Below are 20,914 nucleotides of genomic sequence, written 5' to 3' on the forward strand. Positions count from 1 at the left end.
TATGCTTAAAACAGTCTCACTTTCAAGGTGAGCCATTGAGATTCATTATCATTGAGAAACGGATGCTTCGCCGCCTGTAAACGGATTATCCTTAACGTTAAACGGATTTTTTTCGATCGCAAGACTGACCGATTTCGCACAGACTTACTTTCCCGACTTCACTGGGATTGTAACCATAGGTTTTACGGAAAAGGGAGGCAAAGTGGCTCAAATTGTGATAGCCGACCAGCATGGCCGCTTCGCTCACATTGGCCTTCCCTTGCTCCAGTATTTTGCGCGCTTCGTTCATTCGCAGCCCGCGCACATAGCCGAAGACGGTCGTGCCAAACAATTGTTTGAATCCGAGTTTGAGCTTATAGTCATTAAGGCCGACTAGTCTGGCCAGCTCAAGCAAACCGGGAGGCTCTCTCCACGTATGGGACAAAATCTCTTTCGCTTGGTGAAGACAACGGATATCATCTGCTTTCAGCGCGGATGCCGCTCGAACAAGTTGTTCTTCCTTTTCTGCCCCGTCCAAATGATAGACCAACAGTTCAATCGCTTTCCCTTCCAGATAAAGCTTCCGGAACGTACCAGAATACGGACACTGTTTTATTTGTTCGACGAGAAGAGAAATGTGGGGAGAATCGGCCGTTTGTTTGCAGAAGAATGGTTCGTTCGAAATACGGGCAAGATCAGGCAGCAGTTCACCAAAATGCCTTACATCGATACGAAGTTCCATATGAAAGATTCTCTCCTGGGGAAAAAGCTCCGCGCGAACCTCCGAATTGCTCATATAAACAAGATTGGAAACTCCCGGAGATAAGCCGTAGCTTCGGGATGAATCTGTCGGTTCCCAGCATCCTTGGCCCGATAAAGTATAACTGATTTCCAGGTGAGGATAATGGACACCGACATCCAATGTGACAGGTTCGTGAAGTCTCCCATCAAACCAATTAATCTCCATGCCTTTTCTCAAAAAAATCCGTTGTATATGGCCCGTCCCGCCCAGTATCGGAATCGATTGATCATATTGCTCCCGTTGTCGCGACGACAACGGAATATCGCTTATCTCCTCGATCATGCAACCAAGATTTTGTGTATTCATTTGCAGGTTCATACCTTTCCCCTCTCACCATCGTTTCGACAAATGCCAGCTGGAACTCAACATTACAAGTCATTATAGATTAACGAAAAAACACGTGAAGTTACAATTTTCAGTTTAAATGATAATGATTATTACTGTCAATTAAAAGAAAAAGCCGGTTCCCGTTCGATAGCGGAAAGTCGGCTTTCACTATTTATTCGGCGGAATCATTCATGTTGCCAAGCGCCATTCGTTCGCTTCCTGCTGTCGCTTCCACAACCGGGCATACAAACCGTTTCGCGACAACAATTCGTCATGGCAACCTTGTTCCGTGATTTGTCCATTGTTCAGCACGACGATTTGGTCGGCGCTTCGCACCGTTTTCAGCCGATGCGCAATAACGATCACGGTTCTGCCATGAACGAGCCGGTCAATCGCCTTCTGAATCTCCGCTTCATTTTCGGGATCCAAAGAAGCCGTCGCTTCATCGAGCAGTACGACCGGCGCATCTTTGAGCATCGCTCTCGCGATGGAAATACGCTGTTTTTCGCCGCCCGAAAGCGTGCAACCGCCTTCGCCGACCAACGTATCGTAACCGTTCGGAAGCTTCATGATGAAGTCGTGGCAGCAAGCCATTCTCGCCGCCGCCTCGATGTCTTCGCAGGTCGCGTCGCTGCAGCCGAAGCGGATATTGTTTGCGATCGTGTCCTGAAATAAATAGACATCCTGAAAAACCATCGACACTTTGCGCAGCAACGCTTCCGGATCCATGCCGCGAATGTCTTCGCCGCCCATTGTTACCGTTCCTCGATCCGGGTCATAAAACCGGGCGATAAGGCGAAGGATGGTGCTCTTGCCACTACCGGACGGCCCGACCAATGCGGTGAAAGAACCGGCCGGGATGCGAACGCTCACGTCTTTCAGCACCACCTTGTCGCGATAGCTGAACGTGACCTGCTTTAGTTCGATATCGTGTCCGCCAGGCGGCTGCCGATCCCCTGGCATGCCGGGCTCTTCAAGCAGCCGCACGATGCGTTCGCCAGCCTGCTCGTGATAACGGAACTCCGCGTAACCCACGAGCGCCGTCGTCAAAGGATCGAATATTCGGGTTCCCACAAGGAGGAAGGCGACGAACGCAAACAGATCAAGAGTTCCGCCGAGCAGTAGATGAACCCCGACGATGACCATAAGAGTGAGCCCGGCCCGAATGCAGGCAATTGCGCTCAACACGATCGGCCCAAGCAGCCCTTCGATGCGGATGCTGTGCCGCATCAATTCCTTGAACGAACGCTCCAGCCGGACAAATCGTTCCCCGGTCAGGTTATAGGCTTTGATGACACGGATGCCGTTCAAGTACTCCTGCAACCGGTTGGCGGCATCCATCTTTGCCCGCATGTGCCGGGCGCTCAGCTTCCGCTGTATGCCAGAAGTAAGCAACACCAACAAGACGGCGATCGGAAACGCTGCAAAAAGTGAGAGCGCCATTCGCCAGTCGAGGATGGAAAGCCCGGTTAAAGCGAGAACCGGCATGATGATTGCCCCGAACATCTGTGGCACTAGATGGGAGATACCATGCTCCAGCATCGTAAAATCGCCCATCATCATATTGGCCAGATCGCCGGGATCGCGCTTGTTCAGATACCCTAGCGGTAACTGGCGCAAATGCTCGGCGAGACGGGCTCTGCCTTCCGCCGCTGCGCTGTATGCGCTGCGGAACTGGGAGCGGTAAGCGGGGATCTCGCATCCGTACAGGAGAAACAGCGAAAACACCATTCCACCGCATACCCACCAAAGCCGCGTCGTGTCGAGCATCGCGCCGGGATGGACAAACGGTTCGAAGATCAGTCTGGCCGCTTCCACCAGAAGAGCAAAAGGTACAATTCCGGCCAAATTCGCCAGCGTCGTATAGAAAACGGGCTTGAGCAAGGAACGGGGATTACCCGCCGTAATGTTGCGCAGCATGCTCATGATTCATCGTCTCCTCCTTTACTTTGCCGATTTGCCACTTGTCCGTATCCGTGTAGGCACGCCACATTTTTGCATACAAACCGCCCGAGTCTAGCAATTCCTCATGCCTTCCCCGCTCGGCAACCCGCCCGTCGTCCAGCACGACAATTTGCTCGGCATCCCGTATCGTGGACAGCCGATGCGCGATGACGATAACCGTTTTCCCTTTCATCAACACCTTCAACGCACGCTGCATTTCATACTCATTCTCCGGATCGGCAAACGCAGTCGCTTCGTCCAGCACAAGTACAGGAGCGTTTTTCAGAATCGCTCTGGCCACGGAAACCCTCTGCTCCTCGCCGCCGGATAAATAAACGCCGCCTTCTCCAATGAGCGTGTCATAACCTTTCGGAAGTTGTTGAATAAATTCATGGCATTGGGCCGCCTTCGCTGCAGCATAAACCTCTTCCGGCTCAGCATCCGGTCGTCCGACCGCGATATTGTTATACACCGTATCATAAAACAGAAACGTCTCCTGAAACACGAAGGCGACGGTATTCATCAAATCCGTGGTCCCCATATCGCGGACATCGACGCCGCCGATTCGAATCGCCCCTTCTTTCACATCCCAGAAACGCGGCACCAGATTGGCCGCCGTCGATTTTCCAGCCCCCGAAGGGCCAACCAGCGCCGTCACCTCCCCTTGTCGAGCCGTAAATGAAACGTCCGACAGGGCCTCTCCGCCCGCAGACTCCGTGCTATACGAGAAGGAAACATTATCAAAGCAAATTTCGTACAACTCCGGCTTTTTCGTTTGTTTCGGTTCCGGCACAGGCCGCTCCGCCAAAATACGATCAATGCGTTCGACGCCCTCGTTAATATCTTTGAGCGTTGAAGTCAGAAACATGATTTTGAACATCGGAGCGGAAATCCCGGGGGCCATGACCAGGAAAAACAGCAGCACGGAAGCGAAAGCGACGCTATCCGGATCGCGGCTGAGCAAAAAAACGCCGACCGGCAGCACGAATGCCGCAAACGAACCGAGAATGACTTTGAAGATCAGAAATCCGTGTTGAAACTGATCGGTATATTTCACGCAATAATCCCGATACTGGATCATGTCCGCGTAAAATTTGCGGAACGAATACACGGTTTGCCCGAATACTTTTACAGCCGGCATTCCCCGCACGTATTGCACTGCGGATGCATTCATCCGCTCTAAAGAGTCATAATAGCGCCTGACGGTTTCTTTCGTTATTGAACCGCTCAACAGCATCATCTGCACTCCGAACCCGAGCGCGATCGGCACGATGCAAGCGATGGCGAGCCAGACATTTAGCGTAAACATGACAACGATCATCAATACAGTCGTTACCGCAACATGAACGAGATCGGGCAACTGATGGGCGACAAACGTCTCCACTTTTTCCACGTTTTGTTCCAGCGTCTTCTTGACAGCTCCCGTCGAAGTGCCGTTCAGCCATCCGAGCGGCAGCTTGCCAATGTGGGATGAAAGCTTTACTCTGAGCCCGTACAAAATGCGGAAAGCGGCGATATGCGAAGCCATGACGCCAGCGTAAGTTGCGAGCAGACTTCCGACGAGGCCTACGAGAGCAAATATCCCCCATCTGATCATATACTCTCCATCGGCTAAGGCCGGATCCGCCGCATGCGTGAGCAGCTCTTTCAGAATGAAATAGACCGAAACGTAAGGCACCAGCATGCCTACAGCGCTGACCGAAGAAAGCAGACCGGAGACAATCAGCAGTCCACGCCTTTCTCCGGCAATTTCAAGCAATCGGGTGATGCCCGTTTTTTGAGTCATTTGAATCCCTCCTCGGATGAGGTTATCCTTCACGACCTTTATGGCCATGTCATCTTTTTCTGTGCTGGTGTACGAGGTTTCGATTTTGGCGTTCGGTTAAAATAACCTAATATACAGCATCCCGGCAATGCGCTCGTCGTCCCGCTTCAACCTGCTTTTCTCCCCTTTCGCGACAACCAACAAAATGGCCGGATATTGCGCCATTTTCCACTTGTACATCTCTTTAATTTTTCCCAGCATCAATTTGTACCGTTTCAATTCGCAAAACGCTGCGACGGCGACATCCAGCAGTTCCACGCTCGTTTCTTTCGTCAACGGCATTTCAGCAAATCGCCGTATCGTCCTTCTCTCCCGGATCACATCCGCGATGCTCAATGTCCTTCCTCCCATCTAAAGCTTACAAATTGATGCAATCCATTATTGCTTGCCTTTATTGAGAAAGATTATCATTGCAAGGCGTGCGGAACCACCTCTGGACGGATTTTTTTTGACGCTATACGGAGCGATTCATCCTGGAACTGTGTCGTTGCTTCGGAAACCGTGGTCATGTCGCGGACTGTTGCTCCATGAACGATTCTTCCTGAGAGTGAAGATAACTAAAAAACCGCTCCGTAGAGCAGTCAGCAGTTGAACAGTTAACTTCGCTATTCCATTAAGTCCTGATTTCCTGTTGCCGACGCATTTGCGGCAGACTTATTCGGAACCGAAAGCATGGTAAGGAACAGCAGCATAACAAACGCACCGACAAGCGCAAAAGGAAGATGCTTATCCAGTCGGTAAAGAATCGTGCTGAGAATCGGGGCGAGCATAGCAGATATGCCTTGAACCGATCCCACCAGACCTGCTACGCCTCCTTGTTGCTCGCGTGCAACAGCAAGAGATGCTCCCGTCATAAAACCCGGCATCATCAACCCCGCTCCGACACCAAACAAAAAGAAAGCCAAGTAAAAGCCGGTCAAACTGACGACAAACAGAAAGAGCGCAATGCTCATCATCAAAAGCAGCGACCCAACCATGATCAGAGGTTTAGGTTGCCACTTCGGCTTTTTCATTTGCAGCCCTTGTGTGATGATCATCGCAACACCGCTAAACATCAAACCAAACGAAACCATTCTAGCGGTTTCCTGAGTAGTCAGAGACAACTGGTCCTGAAAATAAAAACCCGCGATCACTTGCAAAGTAACAATACTGAACATCGTTGCCAATCCGGCGAACAAATAGAGGCGGACGCCTTTTTGAAACGGGTTCACCCTCGGAAACTTTGCCTGAATTACCGGTTTTTGAGCCGGGATCAGCAGAAGAACGACGACTAATGCAACAAGCGGTAACAGCGTACCCACATAAAGCGGCCAGATCAGACCGATGAGCGCAAAGGCTCCGGCAATCGCCGGGCCAAGCACGAGGCCGAGTCCATTGGCGGCGCCAATTAAAGCCATCCCCGAAGAACGGCTTTTTTCATCCGTGACGTCCGCCATATACGCTTGCGCTGCCGAAGGAACAGCCGGAATAAACAGACCGATCAATGCGCGTGCGACAATGAGCAGTACGACTAAAAGTCCCCCGCTGATAAACTGCATCAAACCTGCATACATCGTTGCTGTAAACAGGACATAGCTCGCAAACATGCCTACAAAACCAATCAAGATGACATGCTTTCTTCCTTTTATATCACTCCAGTTTCCCCATACCGGCGCCATCGCTGCCATTGCGATGGAACCGAGAGAAATAATCAAGCCCGAGTGGATTTCGCTCAGTCCCAGTTCGCGTATGAGCGGAGGCATGACTGGAGCGATGATCATCAAACCTACCATCGCGACAAAAACACTTAAAAAAATGCTGAGTCGAATTCGCGGCATTCTCACGTCTTTCTCCTTTCTAACATTCACAAATAAGCATGCTTTCTTATGATGTTAAGAGAGAAACAAAGAGACTGCCACCATGAAACGGATCGTTTATGCGGTAGAACGGATTTATTCACGGTCAGCATGCAGACAATATTCGCGTAGCCCGCCACGATCCGGTAGTTGAGAACATCCCCTTCACTTGCAGTGTTCGGGATCCTCAGTTCGATAAGCGAGGCAGTAAGCCGCTGATAAATCGCCAACATCTCTACTGCGGCCATACTTCCTGGCCTGGTACCAGCGTTGATGCAACCAAGGGCAAAGTAAATATTTCTTTAACTAAAGTCCTTGCCCTAAAGAGATTTTTTATATTCTGATTTTCGATAAGATTTTGCTGATAGGTGGAATTAGGAGGAAAAACACATTGAAGCAAAATTGGGAGTTAGAAGAACTAATTGAACATTTTACTGTTATTCCAGAAGAAATGCGCCTGCTTAAAAATAAATATGGAGGAATACGATTGGGATTTGTAGTGCTCCTGAAGTTTTTTCAATACCAGGACCGTTTTCCAAAAGCAAAAAATGAAATAAATCCTCAGGTCATTGACTATATACATCTCATTTGATAAATCGATAAATTCTTGTGGTAAGAGGGAAGAAAAGAAGGGCGGTGGGCGGGAGCGGTCGGAAAAAGACACGTTGGCCTATCTTCTGCCGGATAGCAGGGCGCATCCAACCTCTTCTTTTTCTGAATCGCCTCCTTCCAACCACACTACCCTGTCAAACTATCAAGTGTAATTTATATAGGTTGAATGGATTATCATCTGCTCTATCTTTCTGAATTCTTTTTCCCCTTTTAAGTAAAAAGAGGACACCGCCTTTAATAAGCCTGTAGCAAGGTATATAACCCCGCTTGAGCTTAACAAAAGTAGTGTCCTCCAATGTTTGGTCAGACGTATCTAAAACAATCCTCTCTATATTTCCAGGATTCCGGCACTATCCATTTAAGCGATGTTGTACACAACTCTGGATTCTCTTCTTTTGTTTCATCCTGAATGTCGTAATATACCAGTTCACTCTTATCTACACCTAAAAATCTACATGGTACTACTGGTCCACTAAAATAAAAGTAAATACATTCATCTTCTTGTGGTACCCAGCGCTCGACTTCTTCGATTCGAATCTCAAATGATTTTCCCCATGGTTCTTCGCAGGTAAGAATCCCTTGTTCTGCGTTTATTTTGCTTATTCTGACTGGAGATTCACATTCTTTTATCACTATATATCTCTTTTCTTCCATCCAATTTGGTAACTTATGTCGTGCCATTCGTTCTAAGAAGTAGGAGCATTCAGCAGTAATTTCTTCTGTTTGAATTGCTTCTCTCACCGTCGATAATAGGGCCTGTAGCCGTTCTCTCATTTCTTTATCAAATTTCATTTCTGTACCCCTTATTTTATTTCTACTCATGCTTATAATATAATTTTACACGCATCTCGACTGAACCCCAACAATATCCATTTTCACCTCTTTCTCCGACTTCTACCTGGGATACGAAATGCTTCTCTACAACCGATATCGACAATTTTTCCATCTGTAATAACACCATCTAAGTTTCCATGCTCTGGAATAGGAAACTCATCGATAGCCCAACCTAGCGGTGGGAGCGGAATTCATCTATGATGATTTAAGACAAAAGGCGGCAAACCAGCCGGAAGCGAAGTCGACTACGCCCTAAACGGCTCCAATGCTTGCGAACCCAGCAGGCTAATGAACTGAGGCAACTGCTCAAAGATTGGTTTTTATCGGATAAATTAAAATTCTAAAAAGGACATGATTCACATACCATCTAATCATGTCCTTTTTTACATAAAATATATTATTAGGCATTCTGAACTGGATGGTAGTGTGGCGCTACCTTTTTCTGTATACACAATTCCAAAATAGACGGATACTCCCTCTATCCCTTTAAAGTTAGGTTGCTGTATTGCTATATGTTAGTATACTAACATGGATGATTTCGCTCATATCCTTGATAATTGTAATCACCATTGTATGGGTTTACCCTATCGGCAAAACTTTCACCATATACAGGTCCAATGTAAATTTTCCACAAGTTTAAGACGTTTACTCTTAAGCGGATACATACGAGAAAAAACCTGATGTTTCCTACTCTAAGGAGTCACCAGGTTTTTGTACATCAATACAATCATCATAAGTTTTTATAAACGTTCCCACGACAAAAAATATGGACACTACCTTTGCATCTGGTGTCAGTTTTGTTAGTACAGGGCTATTTCTTTACAAACTGGGCGAGCCTCGCACGGGCATCGGCAAAATCCCCTAGACTCGAATAGCCGTATAGCGTCTCCAGCCTCAGTCCGTCGTCCAGTGGGCGTCCGATCAGTTCAAGGATGGTCTCCTTGGCAGATCGAACGGCATTACGGCTGTTGCGCCGTATCATGTGCGCCGTTTCCTCGGCGGCCTGCATCAGTTCTTCCGACGGCACGATGCGGGTGACCAGTCTTAGCGCGAGCGCCTCCTGGGCCGAAACCTCCCGCCCTGTCAGGGTGAGATCAAGGGCTACGCCAATCCCGGCCACCGCCACCAGGCGGACCAGTCCGCCATCGCCTTGGTGCAGGCCATGGCGTACCTCGAAGACACCGAATTTGGCCTTTTCGGAAGCGATGCGGATATCACAAGCCAGAGCGATTTCCAGGCCGGCGCCGACGGCATGGCCGTTGATCGCGGCAATGATGGGCTTGTAGATACGGTGCTGCCCACGAGTCAGTCCACCGCCGAGGCCATGGGGGAAATTCTTGCGAACATCCAGCATGTTGGCCCTCTCCCATTTGGGGATAAAGGTCTTCAGATCGGCGCCGGCGCAAAAAGCCCTCCCGCTGCCGGTGAGAATGGCTACATCTACGGCATCGTCGGCGTCGAAATCCCGCCACACTTCCTCCAGTTCCGCGTTGGTGGCCTCGTCAATGGCATTCATCGCCTCGGGGCGGTTAAGGGTGACATAGGCCACGCCATCGCGTTTTTCATAAATAACATTGTTCATAAGGATGTACCTCCTGACTTCCCCTACCAGGGGATATCAACGTATTTGTCCAGCTTGGCCTTGGCGATGGCCAGGCTGGCGTGGGCGACGGTCTTGCCGTTCATACTGCAATGTCCACGGAAGACGCCGAGGCGATCAGCCCATAGCTATAGCTAACCTCGAGGATCTGTAGCGCCTTAAACGATCCGACAATGCCGAAACTGGCGACATGGGCGCGGGTATTAAAAAGGAGAGCACGATGACTGAGACGGACGAATTTATGCTGTCCGGTACTGCCGGAGGTAGGCATTAGTAGCAAATCGTCGTCCGGCATACTTTCCAGCGGCATGGTCGATGCAAACATCCGATCGGTAAGGGTGAACGGTAGCCTCCATTGCATGCGTTCCGCTCCTTGCCGCCATTATCCCCACAACGCCGCTTCCTGAGCGTAGAAACTCCGACCTGAAAACACGAACATGGAAAAACGCTCCCCCAAGACATTGACGGCGCGCTGGACATTTGCTTCCGTGGTGATCACTGCGTCTGGTCGCAGGCGCTCCAACAGCGAGGAGAGGGAACTACCTCGCAAGCTGGTATCGATCGGAGAAAAAGCCGCACCACAGCGGGAAACGGCAAGCAGTGCCACGACGAACTCTGCGGAAAGGCCGGAAAGTACTGCGATGCGAGCCCCCTTGCCTACCCCTATCGCCTGCAGATGTAGGGCAAGAGTCAGGCTGGTGGCATCCAACGCTCCATAACTCAGAGTCGTGGACTCACCAAGCAGGTGCAATGCGACGTTCTCTCTGCGGTCACGCTGCAGACATGCCTGATGAAGAAATGTCATCCCACTATCTTCCTCAACCTTTGGAAGTATGGATGCCAGGTCTGTCCCGGCCAATCCGAAGCCAGGGGCATTACATGTCGCTGAAATGATTTCTCAGTGTCCTTTACGATTCGCCAGTGAAATCTCAATTTCTACTCTAACCTCCATTTCTTGATCGACATCTCGTGCATTTTGGGTTTCTGTGCCTTTCCCAAAGGCGTTACTGGAAAATTTCTAAAAAATTTCATGTACCACGGAAGGTGAGAGTCTGGGAGCTTATCCCCACAATCCCGAACGATCTCTTCTTCGATGACGGTGATTCCTTCCCCCAGTATGCTCATACTGCCGCTTCTTCCCTAGCTTCCTATCAGAGATTACGAAAACCTGGGGGTTCAGTATTTTCGGCTGATGGTTCCCCTCTTGTTGATCACCTCTTTTATGCGTTCTAAAATTCAAGAAAACAACTTTTAAAATATTCGGAGAGTAAATACTTTTATCGATGTTTGAGCATGTTTGTAAATGTAGCTTTATAAAAAAGTTTGATTATTTTATTTCTCATAACCATGTTAGTCACCCTTTCATATTTTGGAATTGTTTATCAGACGTTTACATATTAACATAAACTGTAAATTAATCCCCAATATTTTCTTGTAAATTAATTTCTTTTATAAATACACATACATAAATACAATTTCACATTGTTTATAGGAAAAAATACCATTTTTACTTTATATATCAAATAATCAGCGATTCTATTACCCCATAAAATATACAAAATGGTATTAAAATATAGGAAAATAATATATTTTGACAAGGGTGTTGATTATCCAGTACGATCCAGATTGGATCGTCACCACACCGTGCCCCAAACGGGCGGCGGTTCGTCTCCCGCACGGAAGCGTAGAGGGCCGCTTTTTGCCCTGGCCAGGCGGGACCGCAAAACATCTGGGTAGACGCGAAGAAGGAGACAGTTGCGCTCCTCTTTCACCTGGCCGGGGCAACCGCTCGGGAAGAGAGACGAAAGGCCTTGTTTGTGTCCCGTTGTGGTGGTCTTTTCCTTTCGGAGCAATCAACACCCTTGGTATCCATAGATGGATAATCAACAGGTGTGATATTTTGATTAAAAATAAAATTAAAAATTAATTTATATGAATTATATTTCGTACTTATAGATAATCTTAAGAGGAGAGCCTTATATTATCTGTTCTTATACCATCTTTTTCTGAATCGCCTCCTTCCAACCACGCTACCCTGTCAAAATATCAAGTGTAATTTATATAGAACAACAGCTTAATAGAAGTGAGAATGATATCTGGCAAAAACGAAAACGTATATCTGAAATGCTCATTGAATATGAATATTTCAGACAGAAATACCAAGTATACATCTTTATTTTTCAGTACAGGACTCTATTTTCCCCTTGACATTTTGGATGATAGATAAACAAAGTTGTGAAAGAATAGGATCGCATATAAAATTAATCACAATTGTTACTTTGATGGAATGAAGCTGGATGGGAGATATGTGTCACATCAATTCAGCCATTGTTCGTTTCGAGAGGTAACCTTGAATAATGCCAGGATTAGCGAGCGATTTGAGGATTGCGATTTTACACGAAGTAATCTCCATAAAAAGGCCCGAACAACAGACTTTTTTTTAGAAGTGTCCATTATTCGGCTTATAGTTCAAGTAGCCAATCAAGGTTTTTGGAAGTTTATTCTTTCAATTATTGGTTAGTAATAACATAGCACACATTAAATAAAATTTTATTATTCTTTAGATGTTTAATAAAATTATTAAGTGAAATTGTTCCTTGAATGATTTCGTAATCTCCCCCTTGATATCTATATACATCTGATTTGATACATCGACAAATTCTTGTGGTGAGAGATAAGAAAAGAAGGAAGGGCGGTGGGCGGGAGCGGTTGGAAAAAGACACGTTCGCCTTTTTTCTGCCGGGGCGCAGGGCATATTCACCCTCTTCTTTCCCCATCTCTCCTACTTCCAACCACGCTACCATCATAAATTCTTTCCGAATAATTAATGGAGTTAAATTATAAATCGCATCTTCATCATCAACCCAATATGGAATTGGTAACTCTTTAGTTTCTATTCGTCCTGCTTTAGAGAGTAGCCTAGTATGGCACGTCCCTCACTTTTTACTGATTCCACTTGCTGCCCTTCCTGTTTCTTATGATAGTAGTAGGTTGAGCGTGGAATACGGGCAAAACGCAAGACCAATCGTTTCGGATAGCCTTGCTGGATATAGCGTTGGACTACTTCAAGTTTTTCAGCAAGTGAGGGTTTTTCTTTTTTATCAAATCACGTAAAATAGCGATTTCTAATGCCTGCTCGCCAAGTAACCGTTTGAGCTGATCGTTTTCCTGCAAAAGAGCTTCCCCCTCTGTCACTCTAAGTGTAATCAAAACACACTCATCGTGCCCAACTTCTCTAGGGGGATAAAGAAGTGTAGCAACTAAATACTTAGACAACTACACCTTTATTGGCTTCATTGGCTTGATATAGGCAAAGACTTAGCATTCGATAAACGAGTGGAACAAATGTATTTCAGCGTGTTAGAAATCCAACTATGCAACGGTTGAAATGTTTAGAAGTACATAAAAAAGACCTCAAATTAGAGGTTGCTTTATTCCTATTAGGTAACATTATTTAACTTTTTAAGTAACACTTTGTGTAATCTTTTTTGGCACTTAATGTTATAGGAATCCTTCTCAAGTTTATTGCTTTTGAATTTCCCGATAGCTTGACGGACATCTTTATTGTAAATGATTAGTTCTCTGTACTTTTCATCATTAAGATAGCTTTGGAACCATTGATATTTTTTTAAATGCTTTAGATTTCTACCTATATCTTCTTCATCAACCTTTAGAAAAGGTATATAAACAGCAAGGTTCAACAAATCCAGTATAATTCCCAATGATATCCATTCCTCTCATAAAGTATCTGTAAAGAAATACGTTTAAAATGACAAAAGATTTCATCAATTCTGTTGTCAATAGAAAATAGACTATTTGTATACGATACATCATTAATACGGTTCGAAAGAAATCGACAGAAGCAGTATTAAATTGTTGATTAAGTCCTTCCGGGCTCAGTGCGATTCCTGTTGCAGCCTCGAATTGACTACAAAGTTGAGTAAGGGAAATTGTAGCTGCTTTTTGATTTAATCATACATGCGGAGGAAGAAAATGGCGGACCCAGTACTTTCGTTTTCTTCTTACACTTTCTCTTTAGGAATAACGTTCTTAACTTGATGGTGGTGGGGTATCGTCATATCGCCATATAGCATATATTTTTTGTTTGTCAATCTTTGCTTTCAAATTATGGAATACATTGGAAAAAGCCCCGAACCTGAGCAGTGCTAAGGTTGGGACCTACAACATGATCGTGCGAATCTATTCATGTGGGGAGTGGACAATGTTCGGTATTCCTTCAGTGTCAGTCAGCATCCTCTGCTGCAACTGCTTACCGGTAGCGTCCAAGGTGGAGCGGGCAATTCTGTCATCCAGCCAAGTGCGAAATGGACAGATGTCCTTTCGCTTGATCGTCCGATATGTTTCGATGAATATGCACCGCACCGCTTTCTCGGCCAACGGCCACGAACCCAGAATCGTCAGCGCCGTACTGAAGGCCCGTTGTTTGTTCGTGCGGACAGACCAGCTCCTGGAACGTCTTCATATCTCCTGCTCTAACCTTTTTCATCAAATCTAATTCATCCGTACTATCCATGACATGCCGTTCTCAATCAGGATATTAATTCCACTTCATAACATCCGTATTCAAAGACAATTTGTACAATTAACCGTCATTAGTAAACTTAGCTACAATAGTGTCCTTGCCCTTGCTGCTAAATTTATAGTCTTCCCAATCTGCTTGCTCCTTCGTTGACGATTTCTTCATCTTGTTAGGTACTCCAGCCACCTGGTACACTTTCCTCGTCTTAGCGCCGACCGTTGCAGATGCCAATCGGCATGTTTATGTTTTATGGAGATATGGTGGAGGTAAGCAGGATCGAACCGTTGACCTCCTGCTTGCAAGGCAGCCGCTCTCCCAACTGAGCTATACCCCCATATTGTTTTAAATGGCGGAGCCGACGGGACTCGAACCCGCGACCTCCGGAGTGACAGTCCAGCGTGAACTCCAACTTCACCACGGCTCCGTGTTAAAAAATAAATGATATGGTTGTGGGGACCGAACTTGAACCTGCGACCTTTTCTGTTCACTCAGAAGAGGTCTTTGGGTGTATATTCTAAAGGCAGCCAAGGATCTACATACATTATTCTATGACTCTTTGTTATATCGGAAACGGCAAATTACCTATGTGATACGTACAATTTAGAGTATAACGTCCAATAATAGGCATTTTGTAAACTAAAGTAGCCGTTCCCGGACAGGAACGGCATTTTATTTACGGTCGATTACTTGGTTTTATAGATGGTTTAACAACCGTTATCACAAGCACACGCGATAATGACAAGGAGGATAAAGAGAACCAGAATTACACCGATCGCCTCATTACCTTTGAAAAAACCCATGAATTTCCCCTCCATTTCATTAATAGATGCTATTACATTATGTAAATGGAGAGGGACAAGTGTTAGGCAAATATTGCTAGGTAGGAAAAGTGTGTTTTTGCTTGGTATACAATCTTTGTTTTTCGCTTTTTGTTGGTACTACATCTTTTATTCTTTATCCCAAATAAATATATAGTTAGGTTCCGGCTCTTTTACCAAGAGCTTATCTTCGCTTATCTCAAAATCCAGTAAACCACTGTGTATGTTCTTTACTATCTCTTTAGGCAGTCGAATCCTTCCGTTTTCATCGATCTGTATAATATACTTTCGTATTTCTGTCATTCTGCTTTCCTTGTTTCCATTTCGAATTTGCACATGCCACAAACCATCATTGTTTCAAATTGTATATATGCAGCTTTAGGGTGGAGAACTCGGAAATCGTGCCTATCAAGTACTTCATACCACCTGGAACGAACGAGGCAAGCAGTGAGACACCCCTACGTAGGGTCACCATGCCTATGTGGGCTTATTCGGCATGGTTAACGTCATACGGGTGATTTTTTCTGCCAGCCTGCTTCGCAGTGTAAAACCGCCGATTTCCAGCGTTTTTTGATGACGATTCTCGAACGATACGAAGGCAAACGCGTCATCCTTGTCATGGACAATGCCCGTATCCACAAAGTAAAAGAGCTGCAGCCTTTTTTTGAAACAAACCGGGAGCGACTTTTCTGTATCTATCTGCCGCCTTACTCGCCCAATTTGAATCCAGTCGAGCGCATGTGGAAAGGGCTAAAGGAAGTCGTCATCGCCAGCCGTTTTCATCCTACACAAGCTTCGATCGCACAAACCGTTGATGATTTTACTCATTACGTAGAAGAAAACATGGAAAGGGTATTGTCACGTATTGCAAACGTTCATTTGTCGAATTCTTAATCGCGATTTATATAGTTACATTAAAGTTGTTTCAAAATTTCGTGTTAAAATAAAGAGCACTAAACCTTCACATAAAAAAGTATATTTAACATATTGTGGTTAAAAGTTCCAAAGTAGTGAAATTACGAAAAAACATATTATTGAAGAGACATCAGTTCCTAAAAATTCCTTAGCAGACCAAGCCTTTTCTTGTATCCATTATTCAGATTCATATAAGGCTATACTACCAGGTGAGTCAACTTGTGAAGTGGGGTCTATAACAAAATTGTTTTTAACTTCTGTTCCTACTTGGGTTACTTACTTAATGAAGATACGCGACCGATTAGTCAGTCTTATTGGGTTAAAGACATCTAGTCGGTCTAAAATACAAAATATAATATTAAAGCAGGGAAGTAGTATAGGACTATTTCGTGTAATCAATCGTGCATCTCATGAGATATTGCTAGGAGAAGATGATCGTCATTTGAACTTTCGTGTATCCATTTTATTAGACGAAGTAGATGGATTAAAATATGTAACCGTATCAACTGTAGTATATTTTAATAATTGGTTAGGAAGACTTTATTTTGTTGTTGTAAGAAGAGTTCACAAAGCAATAGTACCCGCAATGTTGAAGAATATGGTGTGTAATATTAAAATAAACACAAATAGCTCCCACTAGTTGGAGAATTAACATATTCACTGATGTAGTAGTATTACACCAAAAAGCATATCCAGAGTACCAAATAATGAAAGCCAACAAAAAATAAGGATGGTTATAATGAATTCATTCCGTCAATTTAATCAAAGCGATCCACAAACCGATTCTCACAAGTAAAAAAGGAGAATCGGTTTTTTATTTTTCTTCTTTATAATTTTTTACCTTTTGTTGACATAAAGTACATTTTAGGAAGTTATTTTTCATGTCAATCGCTGAATACGCTCAAATTCGGCCGTATTTAGCGATTTTTCGTTTAGGAAATAACGCGAAAATAAGGTTTAGAAAACAAAAGTACGATCTCGCGTTTTCTCCTATTTCTTGCCCTTTAGTTCAATGATTTAATTAAAGGACTTTATTGTTTTTTAAACAACTTTATTTAATTTATTATCAAGACCTAAATTTAAAAAAACTTCTAAAAATAAAGGACGGTACATATTAGTCATATACAATATACCGTCCTTTGAATTTTCTTTATTGTACTAACGTCCCTGTTACTTTAATAAGACTTCATGGCTTTTTCCAATATTTTGGTTATAAAATTAGTTTTACCTAAGCTGTAATCCGTTCGATCTTTTGCGTTTTTTGCCAAATCTTTTTTTAACTGTTCATATTCAATAATAGCCTCTGGATGGTCACGAAGATAATCACGAAATGCTAAATGTCTCGCTAATTCTTTACTGTCTTTGTTACATACGTATAAATGATGTTCCATCCAAATGGTACTTTTCCCATCCCATGGAACAAGTATATCCTTTCTTCCAAAGGCTTCTCGACCTTCAAAACTCCAATTTTCTTGATGGAAATAGCCTATCTTTTCAAGACCTTTTATTACGTTAGGTAGAACATTATAATCTTCTATCACTACATCTATATCTAAAATTAGTTTAGCTCCAAGTCCTTTGACAGAGGTACTTCCAACATGTTCAATAGACAAAATTAATTGCTCCATTGCAGTCTCAATAACGGCTTGTAGTTTACAGAATTCACTTTCCCATTTAGGATTATAATTCTCAATCTTGATTATTTGACTCACATTATCACCCTTTAAAAGTTATATAGAAAAATACCTTTCATTACTACCCCTCTATATAAGTTACACTTAATATTTTGACAGGGTAGCGTGGATGGAAGGAGGAGGGATGGAGAAAAAGAGAGGGTGGATACGCCCTGCGCTCCAGCAGAAGAAAGGCCAGTGTGTCTTTTTCCAATCTCTGATTTTTTCATTCTTTTCTTACCTTTCACCACAAGAATTTGTCGATTTATCAAGTCAGATGTATATCATTTCTTAATTTTACGTTTTAATGAAGCAATAATGGCATCTTTGTTATTGTCATTCATCTCACGTTTCACCTGTTTCGGTGTCAGAACTTGCGATTGCTGCTTACGCTGTCAATGCCGTTTTCAAATTCCTTTTTTTCAACGTTCAAGGGTAGTGACTATGAAGCAATAAGTCCAACGGGGTACCATCTATCCTGATGGTGTGATGTTCAGAATGACAGTACTCGCTTTTCATTGGTACGACTTCAATCTTGTTACACAGTGCCATTAATACACCCCATTTTTAGTAACTGTCCAAAAATATTGTATCCCGATTTGCCCCGCTATCCTGCCTATTAAGGTAATGATTCGCATCATTATTTGCTCAGTCTATAACTTAATTTTCACAGTCTAAGACCGATTAATAATGTAGCCAAGGATGCCCAGCCATATCCTCTTGAAACTGATTTCTGGTTTTCGCTCCAAACAGCTTAGCTATTTCATTCATTTTTTCGGGAGCTTTTATTTGCTAATCGTCTTTGTACTTTTAAATTAAAGAGGTAATCAGGCATAATAAAATTTCCTGACTACCTCTATTAACCTAAAAAATCACAAATTTGCTAGTTTAACATGCTTCTGGTTTCTTCCTGAGGTTTATCCTCGCGAATGACTAATAGTACTCCAATAAAAATTAATGTTGTACCCATCCAAAAAGACAAACCAATCTGTTCGCCTAGTAATAACCAACCTAAAAAAGTACCAACTATCGGCTGGAAAAAGAAAAATAATCCGCCACTGGAAGCGTTAAGCTTTTGCAAGCCTCGATTCCACAACAAAAAGCCACACGCTGTAGAAATAACCCCCAAGTATAGCAGACCTCCCCAAATAGAAGGCTGCATTATCGCTTGAAAATCAATCTTAGTTAATCCCCTAAGCGTAAAAGGTGTTAGAAAGGCAACGGCTACAAGGATACTATAGCTTGTTACGACAATTTGCGAATATTGTCCTGGTACACGCTTTACAAGAACAGACATAAGTGACCATGTTAGTGCTGCGATAATCAGTGATACGCCACCTAGCTGATTTGAGGTTTCGATTTGAGCATTTCCAACAATAACACAAACACCAATTGTTGCTAAAACAATAGAAATTGCTTTTTTTGCGGTAATTTTTTCTTTAAGAATAATACGTGCAAACAGGACCATAAATGCAGGTGTCGTTGATGTAATAATGGCTCCCATTTGTGCAGTTGAAAGCATAGTTCCGACCTCTTGGGTTACGATGGAAATCGTATTCCCAATTAGCCCAATCAAAACGATTAATAGCCAGTCACGTTTCGCGACACGCCATGATTGTTTTGTTATGGCTCCGATAATTAGTAATGCTAAAAGAGCAATTACATAGCGAAGCCATACTAATTCAAGCGGTGGTACAATGTCGACCACGACTTTAACGACAACATACATTCCGCCCCAAATACTGGCGGCGAGTGATAAATATAAAGAACCCAGTAAGGTATTTTTCATTTTTGCCCTCCGTTTTATAGACAATTATTTATGTCCTTAACGGAGATGTAATTATTCTTCCGTTAAGGGAGAATAATTACAGGCACATCATTTTCAAAAAGTGGTGAATACATCATCAGCTTTCAACTCCTTTCAAACCTGTATTTTATTTTACAACAAAATAGCTTTATCAGGTCTACAATTTTAAACTACATTTATTAACTAAACACAGGTTTTAATCAATAATTTTGTGCACGTGCGATGTGCTTGGATTTAGCAATCTTTTTATTTTGGTTATCATTCATAGGGAGTCCTCCTTGGTTATCAATTAAGGGTCCTTACGCTGCAGCTTCGTACACCTCGTATATTACCAGGAGGGCTCCTTTTCTATCAAACCTAGATTTTCTTTATTACAGGAACGCTGCCCGTTAACGGAACAACTAAATTGACATAAATAAAACCGTCAGTTTCTTGACGGTTTAAAGAGTAAATTTATAACAATTAATATTAATGTATAAATATGATATCGAATTACTTTCTCCACACCCTGAGAAAAACCACCTTACGTAATAAGGGTGGTTTTTCTTAACTATATTTTATTGCCAAGCGGTGTTTATTTTTCAATTCATTAGCACTCTCATCAGTTGGTTTGCCGTCCTTTAATATATGTCCCAACCAGAAGCCTCCATTTTCGTTCTTGTAATAAATATAAATCACATTCGGTTCATCTTTGTATATTGCTTTTACAAAATAGTTATTTGTTTTAACATCATAATCTCCAACAATCTCAAGAAAATAATCTTTGGTTAATGACTCTTTGGTCTGCATCTCCTCCAAAAAGTTTTCCCGAACTTTAATTTTTTCCTCCACTTCTCCTCGATAATCCATACTTTCTACAACACGTTGAGGAATATAGTAAAAATACAACCATGATATTAGAACAATGCATACTATGGAAAAACATAAAGCAATGTATTTTTTGTTTTGTACATCCATTATTAAGCCCTTAATATTTGTAATTTTTTACCTTTTATATTATATCATATATTTAAACCCCGGATTTTTTACATTATATCCCGATAAGGGAATGCATTTTAATCAGACTATAAATTTAGAAAGACGAATACTTTTAAAGGTATCATTCATCTCGAAGGAGAACGATGATAGTAACATATCTTTAATATTCTTCTTAGTGGATTCATGTCCTCGTTTATCTACGAATAAAAACGAAGCCAAGTTGTTGTCAAGATACTTGCTGGCGACGCCTTTGAAACGGTCAATCCACTGTTTTAAACGATTATAAACATTGTTCACATTCTGAATATGATAGATTCCCCTAATGATGTGCGATCCATCATTAGACCTGATGCGATAGTGTTCCAAACCTTTCTCTTTAGCATACGTTTTGTAAGCTCTCCATGTATCTGATTGAAAACAGGTAA

21 protein-coding genes, 2 tRNA genes and 6 pseudogenes are annotated in these 20,914 nt (G+C 43.4%); 8 read left to right on the top strand and 21 right to left on the bottom strand.

Annotation, left to right across the window (positions count from 1 at the left end):
* Positions 1-97: 97 nt before the first annotated feature.
* From AF333_RS18115 to AF333_RS18135, 5 genes are all read right to left on the bottom strand, one after another.
* Positions 98-1,099 carry a helix-turn-helix transcriptional regulator gene (locus AF333_RS18115; RefSeq protein WP_052812375.1) on the bottom strand — a complete coding sequence of 334 codons (1,002 nt, stop codon included), beginning with the start codon at positions 1,097-1,099 and terminating at the stop codon, positions 98-100.
* 198 nt (positions 1,100-1,297) lie between these two features.
* Positions 1,298-3,034 (bottom strand): ABC transporter ATP-binding protein, encoded by a 1,737-nt coding sequence (locus AF333_RS18120; RefSeq protein ID WP_043068583.1) that lies wholly within the window; start codon positions 3,032-3,034, stop codon positions 1,298-1,300.
* Positions 3,003-4,838 (bottom strand): ABC transporter ATP-binding protein, encoded by a 1,836-nt coding sequence (locus AF333_RS18125; RefSeq protein ID WP_043068582.1) that lies wholly within the window; start codon positions 4,836-4,838, stop codon positions 3,003-3,005. The genes AF333_RS18120 and AF333_RS18125 overlap by 32 nt, the downstream gene beginning before the upstream one ends.
* A 96-nt stretch (positions 4,839-4,934) precedes the next feature.
* Positions 4,935-5,213 (bottom strand): nitroreductase family protein, encoded by a 279-nt coding sequence (locus tag AF333_RS18130; protein ID WP_043068581.1) that lies wholly within the window; start codon positions 5,211-5,213, stop codon positions 4,935-4,937.
* Positions 5,214-5,482: 269 nt separating this feature from the next.
* The gene (locus AF333_RS18135; protein WP_043068580.1) at positions 5,483-6,694 is read right to left on the bottom strand and encodes an MFS transporter; all 1,212 of its coding nucleotides are present in this window, start codon (positions 6,692-6,694) and stop codon (positions 5,483-5,485) included.
* 409 nt (positions 6,695-7,103) lie between these two features.
* On the opposite strand from AF333_RS18135, the pseudogene AF333_RS18140 reads away from it, so the two are divergent.
* Both AF333_RS18140 and AF333_RS35645 read left to right on the top strand, forming a co-directional pair.
* Positions 7,104-7,292: pseudogene (locus AF333_RS18140) on the top strand (DUF4158 domain-containing protein); the annotation flags it as partial.
* Positions 7,282-7,476, top strand: a complete 195-nt coding sequence (locus AF333_RS35645) for a hypothetical protein (RefSeq protein ID WP_235496568.1) — start codon at positions 7,282-7,284, stop codon at positions 7,474-7,476. The pseudogene AF333_RS18140 and the gene AF333_RS35645, both read left to right, overlap by 11 nt.
* A gap of 151 nt (positions 7,477-7,627) precedes the next feature.
* Here AF333_RS35645 and AF333_RS18145 read toward each other — a convergent pair whose 3' ends face one another.
* From AF333_RS18145 to AF333_RS18160, 5 genes are all read right to left on the bottom strand, one after another.
* The gene (locus tag AF333_RS18145) at positions 7,628-8,116 is read right to left on the bottom strand and encodes a hypothetical protein (RefSeq protein WP_043068579.1); all 489 of its coding nucleotides are present in this window, start codon (positions 8,114-8,116) and stop codon (positions 7,628-7,630) included.
* Between the two features lie 22 nt (positions 8,117-8,138).
* A complete protein-coding gene (locus tag AF333_RS36890) occupies positions 8,139-8,270 on the bottom strand; it encodes a hypothetical protein (protein ID WP_255322326.1) in 132 nt (43 codons plus the stop codon).
* Between the two features lie 699 nt (positions 8,271-8,969).
* Positions 8,970-9,740 carry an enoyl-CoA hydratase/isomerase family protein gene (locus tag AF333_RS18150; protein WP_043068578.1) on the bottom strand — a complete coding sequence of 257 codons (771 nt, stop codon included), beginning with the start codon at positions 9,738-9,740 and terminating at the stop codon, positions 8,970-8,972.
* 257 nt (positions 9,741-9,997) lie between these two features.
* Positions 9,998-10,150 carry a hypothetical protein gene (locus AF333_RS33790; RefSeq protein ID WP_158502533.1) on the bottom strand — a complete coding sequence of 51 codons (153 nt, stop codon included), beginning with the start codon at positions 10,148-10,150 and terminating at the stop codon, positions 9,998-10,000.
* Positions 10,141-10,563: an AMP-binding protein gene (locus AF333_RS18160; RefSeq protein ID WP_043068576.1), complete on the bottom strand. Its 423-nt coding sequence runs from the start codon at positions 10,561-10,563 to the stop codon at positions 10,141-10,143. The genes AF333_RS33790 and AF333_RS18160 overlap by 10 nt, the downstream gene beginning before the upstream one ends.
* A gap of 786 nt (positions 10,564-11,349) precedes the next feature.
* Between AF333_RS18160 and AF333_RS32970 the strand changes: the two genes are divergently transcribed.
* From AF333_RS32970 to AF333_RS32980, 3 genes and pseudogenes are all read left to right on the top strand, one after another.
* Entirely contained in the window at positions 11,350-11,685 is a 336-nt protein-coding gene (locus AF333_RS32970; RefSeq protein WP_139189148.1) for a hypothetical protein, read from the top strand.
* 716 nt (positions 11,686-12,401) lie between these two features.
* Positions 12,402-12,602 (top strand): hypothetical protein, encoded by a 201-nt coding sequence (locus AF333_RS35650; protein WP_235496571.1) that lies wholly within the window; start codon positions 12,402-12,404, stop codon positions 12,600-12,602.
* 403 nt (positions 12,603-13,005) lie between these two features.
* A pseudogene (locus tag AF333_RS32980) lies at positions 13,006-13,164 on the top strand (IS1595 family transposase); the annotation flags it as partial.
* 34 nt (positions 13,165-13,198) lie between these two features.
* Here AF333_RS32980 and AF333_RS18180 read toward each other — a convergent pair.
* Together AF333_RS18180 and AF333_RS35655 are read right to left on the bottom strand one after the other, a co-directional pair.
* Positions 13,199-13,480: a hypothetical protein gene (locus tag AF333_RS18180; RefSeq protein WP_043065409.1), complete on the bottom strand. Its 282-nt coding sequence runs from the start codon at positions 13,478-13,480 to the stop codon at positions 13,199-13,201.
* Between the two features lie 115 nt (positions 13,481-13,595).
* Positions 13,596-13,784 (bottom strand): annotated as a pseudogene (locus AF333_RS35655) (IS4 family transposase); the annotation flags it as partial.
* A gap of 189 nt (positions 13,785-13,973) precedes the next feature.
* On the opposite strand from AF333_RS35655, the gene AF333_RS35660 reads away from it, so the two are divergent.
* The gene (locus AF333_RS35660) at positions 13,974-14,255 is read left to right on the top strand and encodes a hypothetical protein (RefSeq protein WP_235496573.1); all 282 of its coding nucleotides are present in this window, start codon (positions 13,974-13,976) and stop codon (positions 14,253-14,255) included.
* A gap of 301 nt (positions 14,256-14,556) precedes the next feature.
* Here AF333_RS35660 and AF333_RS18190 read toward each other — a convergent pair.
* The 3 genes from AF333_RS18190 to AF333_RS35665 all read right to left on the bottom strand — a co-directional run bounded on the left by AF333_RS18190 (position 14,557) and on the right by AF333_RS35665 (position 15,452).
* Positions 14,557-14,632: transfer RNA gene (locus AF333_RS18190), tRNA-Ala, on the bottom strand.
* A 13-nt stretch (positions 14,633-14,645) separates the two neighbouring features.
* A tRNA-Asp gene (locus tag AF333_RS18195) sits at positions 14,646-14,722 on the bottom strand.
* Positions 14,723-15,245: 523 nt separating this feature from the next.
* The gene (locus tag AF333_RS35665) at positions 15,246-15,452 is read right to left on the bottom strand and encodes a hypothetical protein (RefSeq protein WP_235496574.1); all 207 of its coding nucleotides are present in this window, start codon (positions 15,450-15,452) and stop codon (positions 15,246-15,248) included.
* A gap of 183 nt (positions 15,453-15,635) precedes the next feature.
* Between AF333_RS35665 and AF333_RS18200 the strand changes: the two are divergent.
* Together AF333_RS18200 and AF333_RS37540 are read left to right on the top strand one after the other, a co-directional pair.
* Positions 15,636-16,010, top strand: a pseudogene (locus AF333_RS18200) (IS630 family transposase); the annotation flags it as partial.
* A gap of 193 nt (positions 16,011-16,203) precedes the next feature.
* Complete coding sequence (locus AF333_RS37540; protein WP_074715377.1) at positions 16,204-16,671, top strand: DUF2867 domain-containing protein; 468 nt, start codon at positions 16,204-16,206, stop codon at positions 16,669-16,671.
* A gap of 535 nt (positions 16,672-17,206) precedes the next feature.
* Here AF333_RS37540 and AF333_RS18205 read toward each other — a convergent pair.
* The 6 genes and pseudogenes from AF333_RS18205 to AF333_RS18220 all read right to left on the bottom strand — a co-directional run.
* Positions 17,207-17,743 carry a GrpB family protein gene (locus tag AF333_RS18205; protein WP_043065407.1) on the bottom strand — a complete coding sequence of 179 codons (537 nt, stop codon included), beginning with the start codon at positions 17,741-17,743 and terminating at the stop codon, positions 17,207-17,209.
* 11 nt (positions 17,744-17,754) lie between these two features.
* Positions 17,755-17,976, bottom strand: a complete 222-nt coding sequence (locus AF333_RS35670; RefSeq protein ID WP_235496575.1) for a hypothetical protein — start codon at positions 17,974-17,976, stop codon at positions 17,755-17,757.
* A 15-nt stretch (positions 17,977-17,991) separates the two neighbouring features.
* A pseudogene (locus AF333_RS35675) lies at positions 17,992-18,096 on the bottom strand (DUF6262 family protein); the annotation flags it as partial.
* 491 nt (positions 18,097-18,587) lie between these two features.
* Positions 18,588-19,493 (bottom strand): DMT family transporter, encoded by a 906-nt coding sequence (locus AF333_RS18210; protein WP_043065406.1) that lies wholly within the window; start codon positions 19,491-19,493, stop codon positions 18,588-18,590.
* 564 nt (positions 19,494-20,057) lie between these two features.
* Positions 20,058-20,468 carry a DUF3139 domain-containing protein gene (locus AF333_RS18215; RefSeq protein WP_043065405.1) on the bottom strand — a complete coding sequence of 137 codons (411 nt, stop codon included), beginning with the start codon at positions 20,466-20,468 and terminating at the stop codon, positions 20,058-20,060.
* A 102-nt stretch (positions 20,469-20,570) separates the two neighbouring features.
* Positions 20,571-20,900: pseudogene (locus tag AF333_RS18220) on the bottom strand (IS1595 family transposase); the annotation flags it as partial.
* Between the last annotated feature and the right edge of the window lie 14 nt (positions 20,901-20,914).

It is taken from the genome of Aneurinibacillus migulanus, assembly GCF_001274715.1.
Classification (GTDB): domain Bacteria; phylum Bacillota; class Bacilli; order Aneurinibacillales; family Aneurinibacillaceae; genus Aneurinibacillus; species Aneurinibacillus migulanus.